Origin of the sequence: Otoolea muris, from assembly GCF_943193115.1 — a bacterium.
Taxonomy (GTDB): Bacteria; Bacillota; Clostridia; order Lachnospirales; family Lachnospiraceae; genus Otoolea; species Otoolea muris.
Map to the genome: position 1 here is coordinate 1 of NZ_CALPCY010000014.1, position 12,162 is coordinate 12,162.

The window sequence follows — 12,162 nt, forward strand, 5'->3', positions numbered from 1 at the left end:
CAAATTTCTTTTCCTGCACGATATTCAGTTGTCAATTTTCAGTTAGAATCACATTCATTGAGATTCCGAGAAGTTATAAGTTAGAAATCATCTGCGGTGTTTTCGGCATCTCCTTATCCGAATTTTTCAGCACAGGGCCCCTCAAATCTCTGAATCCGGAGCAGGAAACCCTGTTAGACCGTTGGAACCGGCTGTCCACAAAAGAAAAAGATTCCATTCTTTCTGTGATGGAAGCCTTCTTAGACAAATACTGATATGGAATCAGGCATCCCGAGAACCGTTCTTCTTCTCAGGGATGCCTGACAATCCTGTAAATCGCCAGAGCACTTAAAGGTTTAGCAAACTCCGCATAAGCCGGATTCCCTCTTCCAGCCCAAAGAAATACAGTGCCTCCGACTCTTTCTGGTGAACCGCAAAAAGATCATCAAGAAAATCCTCGCTGTCCTTTATCAATTCCGGGGACCTCTCTCTTAGGACCCTTTCCCAGTTTTGCCTCAGCTCCATTTTCTTCCGTTTCTCTTCTGAGTGCTTATCTTCCCACTTCCGCTGAAAATAAGCCAGCCTTTCTGCAATCAATAGATAAAATGCCTCTCTGGTTCCTTCATCCATATCTGCTTCCCATCTGCTCTCCCGCCAGTATCCATTTTCTTCCATAATTTGATCAACCTCCTGAATTTTTATTGATTCTTTAAAATCAGAGGAATTATATATTGGGCAGGATGGAGATACTACCGAAGCCTGGAGCACACAGCCTCCGCTCTTAATTTTTATCCTGAAAAAATGCTTCAGCAACCGCATTAAACCGTGCTTCCCTCTGCCCTTTGCTGTAAAAAAAATCATGCAACTTTCGTCCGTCTTTTACACACACCGTATTGACAGCAAAATGAATATGATAATTTTTATCCTCATGATCCGGAGCGTGAACCGCATAAACCACCCCATAACCGGCCTCTTTATATTCTTCACTCATGCAGAATGCCATCTCCTCCAGCATCTTTTCCCGGCCTTCTAAATTGCCGGATTCTCTGGAAAGAGAAAAATATTCATGATAACAATACCGTCCATGTCTCCTTGTATTTCTAGTATAACTGCAGTGGATTTGTTTCCATTGCCGAATCACAGTCTCAATTCCCTTACTTCCTTCCCCATACCTAGCTCCCCATAAAACCTCTTTTTTGTCTTTCTTTCTGGTCCTGGTAATATAGCGCAAAAGGTTTTCCATTTCCCTTTCACTGTCAAAAGCTTTCCTCTCCATTTTGGTGATCAAGACACCATAGGAACAATTTCCTTGATTGGTTTTCATCTTTAATTTCCCCTCCTTCTGCACTCCTCCCGATCAATAATTTCTGCAGCTGCTGCAAGATATTTAAAGACTTCTTTTGATCGTTTATCCGGATTCAACAGTTCTGCTTCTAAAGCTTCCCGGATGACCTGAGATATCGAACAATTCCTTACTTTTGCAAATACCTCAAGCTTTTTATTTTCTGCCTCTGATAAACGGATAGAACGTATATTCGATTTACTCTTCTTTCGGCTTTTTGTTTTCATCATGATATACCTCCTCTATCTTTTTCATTTCTTATATTTTATTCATTATAAGAAGTATTCTATTTACTAGGTATCCAATATCTATCAAGCACGCAAAAATGACATCGAATTTCCCAATCTTTTTCACCGGCATCCGCTTTCTGCTATAAATCCGGTTAAAAAAAATGTAATACATTTTGCCCTTTCTTTCTTTCCAAATCTGAAGATATTTTTGTCTCATTATTCTTCTGTTGCACTTTCTTTCTTATTCATGCGTTTTATTACGCAATCATGAGTATTCATATTTTATCATTTTCCTATAACATAATAATAATCCTTCTCGAAATTTCATCTATCCTTTGCAATAATATCAAAAATGATATTTCTGCTTTTTATGAATTTTCATGAACATTCATACACTGCCATAAGAAAAAAATGAAACGACTTGTGAAAGGAGAATTGCATCTATGACCAGTAATTATCTTACTTTAAAAGAATTTTGTGAGTTGACAAGAATCAGTACTTCAACTGCTTATCGGATGATTAAGAACAAAACCCTTCCGGCCACGAAATTGCATGGCGGACGGTATTGGAAAATCCCTGCAGATTTCCTTCCGACCTATAATATCGATACCGGTCGGATCGAGAGGTATGATACGTAGAACATCCTGGGACATACAAGGATCTCCATATTAAAGGAATCTCATGCCAAGGATCTCTTGGATATAGAAAAAAATTTTTTAAAAAAGAAAAAACGTGTGGTTTTTGTAGTAATGAACCACAAAAACCACACGTTTAAGTTTTTTCAGACCGCTCTCCTTCTCATAACCAGAGCACCTACATAAGTAAAGCTCTCCATATGACCTAACCTATAAGATATTCGTATTGCATTCTTTACAATGCCTGATCACTTTAACGGTATCTTCTGGTAACCACGCTGCTTTTCTTAAATAGGTAAAATAATATTGAAGATCATGTTTGTTGACCCAACCCTTTCGGAATATATCTCCCATAAAAGGCTGGATATGCTCTTCTTGTAGCAATGGGGTAAAAAACGAAAGGCCATATTTTTTCAATACAGCTCTTGTCCTTTCATCATAGCTTTCTATACGTACATCGCAATATATATTCCTCATCAATTTACTATGGCTCTCGACTTTTATCCCCATTTTTTTATTCGTTTCTTTAACACCATTCACTAAACCATCCTTTAAAACAGCCTCTAAAACATCCTCTAAATATCCATCGCGGATCTTTTCCAATGTCTTCCCTAAATTTTTGGTTTTTCTGATCTGACTGATGATACTATCGTTCAGATCCTGACTATCGTTCAGTTTATGTTTTTTCAATAACGTAACGATAGATTGATAATTGTTTTGTTTATGTAAGATCCTCTGATCATGCATAAAGTTTAGTATCTCTTTGACTTGCCTTTTTTTATCTTCAGCTTCATCTCTCTTTTCTTTATCTTTAATCATTTTGCGGATCATGTCTATGGTCATATCGCAGTTTGATCTTTTATGGATCCGCTTGATGATATCATCGATTTTCTTTTGCTCACTATCTGTACCGAACCGTTCTATCTCGTCCACCATCTCTCCGATTTCCCTCTCATCCAATGCGCTATACCAATCATATAAAAAAGACAATAGCTCTTCTTTAGATCCTAACTTCTCAAAAAATCTCTTTGTATCCTTCTGGCACTTCGGATCAAGTATCACCAGACGATAGAGGAACCATAAATAAAAATCAATCGTAGCACCTGGATGACACTTATCCGGTAGCATCCCCAGCCCTTTGGAATGACGAGCTATACCGCTGTTTAAAATCGCCAAAAGATTTTTGTCAAAACTTTTTTTCATCTCTTTATCTAATATGATATTTCTCGCCAATCTAAACAAGAAAAAGTAAAAATGTATACATATCTTATGGATATAAAACATGTTTTTACTATTTGCAGCTTCCCGTTCTCGCCTCTCATTTTCTCCGACCGGATCCCTAACCCTCATTGTCCATACAACAGTATCTGATATCGGATCTTCCTGATACGGCAATGCATATTTTGCTGTGGGGATGTATTCTGCAAAAAAGGGTCTCCAAATTCCTTGTGTGACGATCCCGATGATAGTACCTGCTAGATAACGGTGCTCCAAACTATATAATGCCAGATACCTATAGTCTTGGGCAGAATGATAATATACATATGCATAGATCAGATATAAGTAAAAATAGAATTTGTTATTTTGTGCATCCTCATCTTCCATCATGTTTTTTCCGATCTTCCCCGACGATATAAAATCACTGTATCTCTCATGCACATCTGCCATATCGAGTAAGAAACTATTGATATAATCTATATTCGATATATAAGCCATACTTTCATCCTCCTTGATCTTCAGTTGTATATATTGATCCAACAGATCGGAGGGCAGCACCTTTACTGAGGAGAGGAGCTCCCTTTTTCCCCAATCTTTAACTTTCCCCCAAAATTCTCTATCATCTGCATTTTTTTCCTTCTCTTTTAAGCTCACACTTTTTAAGATAGCGATCACTTCGATATATGCCAAGTCATATATTGGCAGCTTTGGCCGCTCATATTTACTGTCCGCATCCTTTCCCTTCCCAACACGCATAGTATTGATGCCACTTCCCTGTGATGCTATCATGCGGAACTGTCCATCACGTCTGACCAACGATACGTCCTTAACCTTCAATCTCTTCGCTAAACGTTGGAGCGTCACAGGATCCTCTTTCATTTTAGGCATCCTGAGCTTCTCTGCCAACTTTTCGATACACCATTCATAAGTAACTGATGGGGTCATCTGTGGTTCCGTATAGTAATTCATAAGGACTCCCTGCACAAAGGCATTATTATAAACATCCCAACGTTCATGATGATATTCTTCTGGAATTTCAAGTCTATAATCCGTATAGTCAATCAATATCTTTAAAATATCATCGACCTTACCACATTCTGTACCATATATTTCTTGTTCTTTTAGGTCTGCAATTTTGGATGCTAAAACTTTTAAATCATGATGATTTACCGAACTCATCATCTCTTTAGACGCTCTATAAAAGTCTTTTTTTGCTAGGTCTAACAGCTTTTCAAATCTCATAAGCTTTACTCCTTTTCATAATTTTCCCATACGTCGTGATCGCTCCATTCTTTATCTATAAAAGAGCAAATTTAAAAATTTTCGTTAAAATGCACAAAAGATAAAACATCAACCATTTTTAGGTGTATACTGTTGTTACTCACACAACCAGCACCTGAAAAGGAGGATGTCTTATGGGTAACAGTATATACCATTCTTTCGTGATTTACAATCGATTAATCCAGTTAAATTTAGGGCAGATTTTTCATCAACCGTGATGAAGCATATTTTATCTATCCTCGTTTCTGTATTTTTACGTGGCTACCGGGGAAAAACGGTTGATTTCGCTGAGCCATCCGCTCTGCGGGCATTTCTTTGTACGGATTGTACCTTAAGTATAGAAGAAATCCTGGCTATTTACATTGAACGGTGGGCCGATAGAGGTGTTTTTTGTGCATTTTTTCAAATTTGCTCATTTATAGCTTTATGTATATTTTACCAGATTCTCATAAAATATCCACAAAAAAACTTCTCTTTTCAGATTCCTAATCAAAAAACGGGATCATTCATATCTTATACGCTATACTAGCAAAAAAGGAGGAGTTCTATATGGAAAGTATCATTATCGATGAAACATTAACCCTGGCCAACCAGGGGATCTATGATGGCGAGATCCAGGTTCTGTCCCTCGTCATCGATGGCGTCGAGGTCATCCACAACTACACCGATGACGAAGGATCCCCGTCCCCTGAGCAGACAAATGGACTGACATGGGCCGCAGGAGACATCGAGAACATCGATGACACCTCCTCGAAGATCACTTGCCTGTACCATCTCAGGAACGCTGACATTGACAAGGATGAGCCGGTCACATGTTCCTATGATCCAGAGGCCACCAAAGCCTTCTTAAAAGAATTGGACGAAAAAACCGGCATCCGCCCCAAAAACAGGGCCCTTACATTATCCGTATTACGGAGGCTCTTCCGCCATCTCACCCAAGGACCGACCAGATCAGAAACCCATCTCCCGTTCCCGGTCAAACAGACCTATATCTCCGACCGCTCGGGCTGGCACCACATACAGGGACGATGGATCTACCTGACCGCAGAATATGCTATCACTGCGGAAGGTATCGACTATCATTGGCGCTGCACTGCATCGAACGCTCACCTGCGTTTCGACCCATCACTGCCACCAAAAGTTGCTTATCAAAGGATACTGGATCTTCTGAACCTGGACTTTGGGTCTACCGGCCCGATCCTGACCAGCGCCATCCTGAGCATCTTAGGGCCGCTCCAAAAAATGATGGGGCAAAAGCCGCTTCCAGCCCTCCTAATATCCGGGCCTACCTCCAGTGGGAAGACACAGCTTGCAATCGGGCTGGCACATATACTGACCGATGCGAGCGGGGATCTGGAGCAAGTATTCCTCCTACAAAATCCGCTCAAAAAGCTGTTGAAAGAGATCCACTCCTTGTCTGGCACGACCTTGATCCTGGATGACATCCGGCGCTCTCCCTCTGCGGCTCTGAGAGAGAAAATCTGCTCCGTCCTAGATACCATCGTGCGTGACTGTTATCTGACAGGTCATCTGCTCCCTATCCTTACAGGAGAGAGCGATGCTCTAAAACGCATGCCCCGTTCCTTAGAGAACCGCTGGATAGAGTTCTCGCTGGATCCTTCACCGGAAGCCCTCGCTAGAAGGAAAAAGGTAATCGCTCAGCTCCATGAGGAGCCATTATTAGTGCGTACCTTTTTCAAAAATTTGATTGAATTTTTGGCATCCTTCCTAGAGAGTTTAGAAGGCGTGACCGACTTTCCGGATCCGGAAGCAGCTTTCCTCGACATATTGCCTTATCCGGAGCTGCATTCCAGGAGTTATGATAATCTGCAGGTCTCTCATTGGGCCTTTGGGATCTTTCTCGAATATGGTAGATGGCTCGGCGCGCTATCCGAAGAAGATGTTGAAACCTTTACCAAGAGATATGTCGATGTTTTGAAGGAGTTATCTGAGCGGCAGGATCTGCGCGACCCTGAAATTCAAACGGTATCTACATTCCTAGCTTTGATCAAACGGATGCGTATACAAAGAGCGAGTAGCTTAGAGGAGCCAGGTTATACCCTTAAAAACGGTTTGGGCACTAATCACTATAAAAACACTTATGGCCATCAGGCGATCATCGCTATGCATGAAGGCTACTCGGGTGTCTATATCGAAGACGCTACCAGGCTGTCTAATTATCCGGACAATCTTGTTCCAAGGACTTTGCTCGTCATAGACTATGCAAGCTTTGAAAAGCTTTTTTCTGAGCTTGCAGAGATATGCCGAGACGCACATATGCCTTTCCCTTTTGATTCATTTGCCGACTTTAAGAGATGTCTAAGTGACCAATGCTTGCTACTCGGGAGATCACGATACGACCCTAATCATCCTAGCTATGCAATCAATAAAATCTCTGGGTATCCCTGTTACAATGATCAATGGGAGATCGAAAATGTAGCTGTTTTGGTTTTCAAGCTCAGTGGAAGACTGAAAGACCAGATACAAGCTCAATGTGGTCTATGGTATACTCAAGGACACATACGGCATACCCATGCTGAAGATGTAGAAGCTTGCGCAAAATGTCTCGCTCCATTGAACGCTTACCCCCAAAAATCGTAATGCAATGCTCTTTAAAAATATATCATCTTACATGAAAAAGAATACGAAAGGAGATAAGACCATGAGACAAGGTGCTTTAGTCTATGATGAAGAGCTGGCCCGCTATGACATCCGCTTCGGCCTTACCGACTACCACGGCGGCCTGCACTGCGGCACAGGTATGGATGTCATGCTTAGTGGAAAATGGGTGCACACCCGAATTGAATTTGATCATGGCTGGTATTTAGTTGACATTCCGACAAGGGTGCTGGATGGACTAATCGTGCGTATTTAGGCATCAGCAGAACTAATACAGCCCCAATTATCGCATTCAGGAGGTATCTCTATGGGAAATAATGGAGTTCCCATTTAACCAAAGCCTTTGCTGAACGGTACTGTGATTTTACCGGCAATGCTAAGGATAAGGTATCTTCTTCACAGATGCATTACCTGTTTGAAGATTTTTGCTGCTTATTATCAATCCCTCCGCTGGAAATCAGTGCGTTTTCCCGGCTATTTCGGGAAATCTTCAAGGATAAGGTTGAAAAAATACGTGCCCGCATCGGCTCTGATAATGTGCAGGCATTTACCAAAGTCCGGCTGACAAACCGGACTGAGCCACAAGACTGAATAATTAAATTTTGGCATTGATGGATTACATATTATATCACTGAAAGAAAACCAGGATTTTATTATCAGAAAGGAAGAAAGAAAGGAGATTTTTATGAATACGATTCAAGTTCCATTATCCGAAAAAAGACTGCTTAGTGTACCAGAATTTCAAATTTACGCCAGTATCGGCAGAAACAATGCCTTCAAGCTGATTCGGCAGGCAGGCTGTGAAATCCGTATCGGAAAGCGGGTTTTCGCTGACCGGGTTAAGTTTGATGCTTGGTGTTCCGCGCAAACATCATAAAATCCATCAGGATAACGCCCGACTGCGCATTGACTTTTTTAACAACCGATTTGAGAGGGCGGTAAAAGCCCTCTCAATTTTTAGGAGGAAAGCAAATGCGCAGCATTTTTCCAATGCTTTCCGACGACTTGGCAGGTGACGCGTAGCGGCGCGTGCCGATACCGCATTTATAGGAGGAAAATTATGTCTGCTAAAAATAATGATACCCGAAAGTTTCCAAAAGGCATCACTCTCCGGGCCGATGGGAATTACATGGGGCGATTCACCTATTATGGAGAACGCTATACACTCTATGACAAAGACTTAAAAAAGCTACAGAGGAAATTAGACGATCTGCGCTACGAATTAGAACATGGCCTTTATGCCAAAGAAAATCAAATCACCGTTAATGACTGGTTCCATACCTGGATTAAAGAATACAAGGAACCCTCGGTCAAGCGTGGGACGATTGGCGTCTATCAAGATACCTATGATTCCTATATCAAAAAACCATTAGGCAAGAAAAAATTAAAAGATTTACGGCCAGAACAGATTCAAAATCTGTTCAATACCTTAAAAACAAATGGATATTCCAGAAGCACGATTGAATTAGTATCGGTTGTCTTAAGCGGAATGTACAAGCAAGCCTATAAAAACCAGTTAATCCGGTCAAACCCAGTCCCCCACACTACCCTCCCCAAAATGGAAGAGCCGGCAGAACGTCGGGTATTGACACCAAAAGAACAGGAAATCTTTTTAAGTACTGCCCAAAATTATCATTATGGATATGTCTATGAACTGGCTTTATCTACAGGAATGCGCAGCGGTGAGATACGGGGCCTTGAATGGAATGATATTGATTTTCAAAACAGGATTATCCATGTACGGGGAACCCTGGTGCAAAACCGGTACGGTTTTTATAAGGACCTACCCAAAACCAGCAGCAGTTACCGCGATATTCCCATGCTGGATAATGTATATGAACTTTTAAAAGCACACCGAAAAAATCAGATAGAACAGAAGCTGTCTCTTGGCTCCCATTGGGAGCCAGTCGAAAAATTGGATAACTTAGTTGTCACTACAGATACCGGACGTCCCTTAGGTAAAACCTACTTAAACAATGGAATCAAAACCATTATCAAACGGATAGAACAATCCGGGCAGGAATTTGCTTACATTTCTTTCCATGGGCTTCGCCACTCATTCGCTACACGCTGTATTGAAAATGGTATGGAACCACAAGTATTAAAGGCGATTTTGGGACATTCAAAATTATCTTTGACTATGGACTTATATGCCCATGTCCTGCCGGATGCAAAGTCAAAAGAAATGAAAAAGATTTCTTGTTTATTTCCTGTCAAAGATATATCCTGATTAGCCTCTCCAAAATGCCCCCATTTAATATTCAAATTGGTGTAAAAGTGGTGTAAATATCATTCCGTCTGTCATCTGGAAAATTAAGGAATCTTAAAAACCCTGATTTTATCAGAAAAAAATCGGTTTCGATACGTCCTTGTACCGAAACCGATTAAAAAGGGGAGGATAAGTATTCAAAACTTTCTCTTTTGTGATAGTAACAGTATAACCCATCTCTGACGGTTTATACACCCGCTTCTAAATTTTTTTGTCTGATTGTATCAGCGCCGTTATTGTTCGCACGCCAGCGCCCCGGGCAGGCTCTTTTGGGCCCGGACTGTTATGGAGTTCCTGCCTCCTTCCCGTCGTCCTCATAATAGGCAATCTTGCTCTCCAGCCTCCGGATCGTTTCGTCCATTTCCCGGCGCTTCTCCAGAAGCGCTTCCCGCTGCCGCACTAAAAGCTGCATCCGCTCCGGCTTTGTGTGCTCTCCCTCGCGCAGCAGGGCCATATATTGGAGCAGCGTTTCCACAGGCATGCCTGCGCTCCGCATACATTTCACAAATTCCACCCACCCGCACTCCTCGGGCTGATAATCCCGGACGCCGCTCTTATTTCTGGTCACCGGCGGAATCAGGCCGATTTTTTCATAATAGCGCAGTGTGACTGCCGTTAAACCGTATTTCTCACTTACCTCGGAAATTGTCATTGGCTTTAACCATCCTTTATCACCGAATGCAGCGCCCCGAATGGAAAAGCAGCCCTGATCCGGGCGCTCCCCCTTTATCGGGCTGCTGTGATCCGCGGCTTTACGGCCGCATACTCTCTCGTGTCCTGGTATTACTATACCACTTAAAGCTGGCTTTAAGTCAAGGACAAACGGAACACCCGCAATAACCTCTTTCCCAATTTCTGTTCATATGATATAGTAAGAGAAGATTGTCCATATACTCCATGGACAGATTGAGTCATGAACCATGTATTTATTAAGGAGATTTCCATGAAAAAGAGCCTGCTCGTTTTGTTCCTTACGGCTGTGTTTTTCTTTATATGCCTGCCCATCTGCGCCTGCGGCCCGTCCTCCGGCGCCTTACCTGACCATTCTCTGGACGCTGCTTTTCAGACTAACAGCGAAGCGCCGGATGAATTTACGGTGCTGACGATCGGGACGGCGGACAGCGGCGGCACGATGTATCCGGTGGGCGATGCGATTGCCAGGACGCTCAACGGCCATGACAGCAGCCTCAAAGTGAACTTGAGCGCCTCCAACGGCTCCTATCACAATGTGGTAAATATTCTGGACGGGCAGATCGATATGGGGCTGGTCAGCGGGGATATGGCATTTTGCGCATACTTTGGATCCGGAGAGTTTGAGGGCCGGCCGGATCAGAGGCTTTGTACCATCGGCGCCGTCTATTCCTCCCTTTCAAACTGGATGGCTCCTGATTCCGGCGGGCTTACCTTTGTGCATGATATCGCCGGCCGCACGGCTGCCGTCGGGCCGCAGGGTTCTACTACGGAGGTCGCGGCGCGGACCGCCCTGGAGGCCGCGGGCGTCACGGATTCCAATGCATCCCTGTTAAATTACGGCCTTGGCTCCGGAGCCCGGGCTGTGACACAGGGAGAGCTTGACGCTGTGCATGGCTTTGCCGGTATCCCCATCTCCGGGCTGACCAAGCTGGCGCAGTCGGTTCCCTGCCATCTGCTGACCTATACAAAAAAGGAATTGAGTGAGATTATCTCCTCCAATCCCTTTTATTACAGCGCGGTCATCCCGGCAGACACCTACCCGGGCCAGACTGAAGATGTCCCGACCTTTGGCGTGAAATGTCTCCTCTGCGTCAATGCCGGTATGGATCCGGAGCTGGTGTATAACATCACGCGGATTTTGAACGAGTCCGCGCAGGAACTGGCCGCCAGGCATGACGCCCTGTCCTCCCTGACACAGAAGGGCTATATCTGCGACGGGCTCCCCATTCCGCTCCATCCGGGGGCGGAAGCGTATTACCGGGAGGCAGGGCTTCTGGACCCGTAGCCGCCTGACGGCGCGTCAGCTCCTGATCGCCCGCATCAGGTTTATCATCTCAATCGCCCCTGTCGCGCAGTCAAAGCCTTTGTTCCCGCTCTTGGTCCCGGCCCGCTCAATCGCCTGCTCGATATTCTCTGTTGTCAGCACGCCAAACATCACCGGGATGCGGCTTTTCAGGGAGACCTGTGCAATTCCCTTTGACACCTCATTGCACACATAATCATAATGGCTTGTGCTTCCGCGGATCACGGCCCCCAGGCAGATGATCGCGTCGTATTTGCCGCTGTCCGCCATCTCAGCCGCAATGAGCGGAATTTCAAACGCGCCCGGCGCCCACGCCACGTCAATATCCTCATCCTCTACCTTATGGCGCTTTAAGCCGTCCAGGGCGCCTGACAGAAGCTTTGATGTGATGAATTCATTAAATCTTGCGGCCACGATGCCAATTTTGACTTGATTCGGTACAAAGGTCCCTTCAAAAATATTCATCTTCTCTCTCCTCTTCATTTTCATTTTTTACTTGCCAAAAAAGTGATTTCCTTCGTTTTGGATGTTTTAAGCCTGATTTTTCAATATCAAAATCTGCCTAATATTATACTTTTATATTTATATTGCAT

General features: G+C 43.5%; 12 protein-coding genes and 1 pseudogene. 7 read left to right on the top strand and 6 right to left on the bottom strand.

The annotated features are described in order from the left end of the window. Nucleotides 1-254, top strand: a pseudogene (locus NFS31_RS10485) (hypothetical protein); the annotation flags it as partial. A 73-nt stretch (nucleotides 255-327) separates the two neighbouring features. Here the strand turns inward: NFS31_RS10485 and NFS31_RS10490 are convergent. From NFS31_RS10490 to NFS31_RS10500, 3 genes are read right to left on the bottom strand one after another with little or no spacing between them, the layout of a single operon-like run. Then, nucleotides 328-798 (bottom strand): hypothetical protein, encoded by a 471-nt coding sequence (locus NFS31_RS10490; protein WP_251494571.1) that lies wholly within the window; start codon nucleotides 796-798, stop codon nucleotides 328-330. Continuing rightward, nucleotides 761-1,303, bottom strand: a complete 543-nt coding sequence (locus NFS31_RS10495; RefSeq protein WP_331482588.1) for a relaxase/mobilization nuclease domain-containing protein — start codon at nucleotides 1,301-1,303, stop codon at nucleotides 761-763. The genes NFS31_RS10490 and NFS31_RS10495 overlap by 38 nt, the downstream gene beginning before the upstream one ends. Before the next feature lie 2 nt (nucleotides 1,304-1,305). Continuing rightward, nucleotides 1,306-1,551: a DUF6290 family protein gene (locus NFS31_RS10500; RefSeq protein WP_251494574.1), complete on the bottom strand. Its 246-nt coding sequence runs from the start codon at nucleotides 1,549-1,551 to the stop codon at nucleotides 1,306-1,308. Nucleotides 1,552-1,994: 443 nt separating this feature from the next. On the opposite strand from NFS31_RS10500, the gene NFS31_RS27640 reads away from it, so the two are divergent. Then, entirely contained in the window at nucleotides 1,995-2,189 is a 195-nt protein-coding gene (locus NFS31_RS27640) for a helix-turn-helix domain-containing protein (protein ID WP_251494577.1), read from the top strand. Nucleotides 2,190-2,396: 207 nt separating this feature from the next. Here NFS31_RS27640 and NFS31_RS10510 read toward each other — a convergent pair whose 3' ends face one another. Further along, on the bottom strand, nucleotides 2,397-4,646 hold the full coding sequence (locus tag NFS31_RS10510) for a hypothetical protein (RefSeq protein ID WP_251494579.1): 2,250 nt from the start codon (nucleotides 4,644-4,646) through the stop codon (nucleotides 2,397-2,399). 588 nt (nucleotides 4,647-5,234) lie between these two features. Here NFS31_RS10510 and NFS31_RS10515 point away from each other — a divergent pair. From NFS31_RS10515 to NFS31_RS10530, 4 genes are all read left to right on the top strand, one after another. Then, on the top strand, nucleotides 5,235-7,286 hold the full coding sequence (locus tag NFS31_RS10515; RefSeq protein WP_251494582.1) for a P-loop NTPase family protein: 2,052 nt from the start codon (nucleotides 5,235-5,237) through the stop codon (nucleotides 7,284-7,286). 61 nt (nucleotides 7,287-7,347) lie between these two features. Then, nucleotides 7,348-7,560 carry a DUF5348 domain-containing protein gene (locus NFS31_RS10520; protein WP_251494585.1) on the top strand — a complete coding sequence of 71 codons (213 nt, stop codon included), beginning with the start codon at nucleotides 7,348-7,350 and terminating at the stop codon, nucleotides 7,558-7,560. 429 nt (nucleotides 7,561-7,989) lie between these two features. Then, nucleotides 7,990-8,181, top strand: coding sequence for a hypothetical protein (locus NFS31_RS10525; protein ID WP_251494588.1), 192 nt, complete (start codon nucleotides 7,990-7,992; stop codon nucleotides 8,179-8,181). 183 nt (nucleotides 8,182-8,364) lie between these two features. Then, nucleotides 8,365-9,534, top strand: coding sequence for a tyrosine-type recombinase/integrase (locus tag NFS31_RS10530; protein WP_251494591.1), 1,170 nt, complete (start codon nucleotides 8,365-8,367; stop codon nucleotides 9,532-9,534). Nucleotides 9,535-9,856: 322 nt separating this feature from the next. Here NFS31_RS10530 and NFS31_RS10535 read toward each other — a convergent pair whose 3' ends face one another. After that, the gene (locus NFS31_RS10535; RefSeq protein ID WP_251494594.1) at nucleotides 9,857-10,225 is read right to left on the bottom strand and encodes a MerR family transcriptional regulator; all 369 of its coding nucleotides are present in this window, start codon (nucleotides 10,223-10,225) and stop codon (nucleotides 9,857-9,859) included. 261 nt (nucleotides 10,226-10,486) lie between these two features. On the opposite strand from NFS31_RS10535, the gene NFS31_RS10540 reads away from it, so the two are divergent. Next, a complete protein-coding gene (locus NFS31_RS10540) occupies nucleotides 10,487-11,551 on the top strand; it encodes a TAXI family TRAP transporter solute-binding subunit (protein ID WP_251494597.1) in 1,065 nt (354 codons plus the stop codon). Between the two features lie 15 nt (nucleotides 11,552-11,566). Here NFS31_RS10540 and ribH read toward each other — a convergent pair whose 3' ends face one another. Continuing rightward, a complete protein-coding gene (ribH, locus tag NFS31_RS10545; protein WP_251494599.1) occupies nucleotides 11,567-12,034 on the bottom strand; it encodes a 6,7-dimethyl-8-ribityllumazine synthase in 468 nt (155 codons plus the stop codon). Between the last annotated feature and the right edge of the window lie 128 nt (nucleotides 12,035-12,162).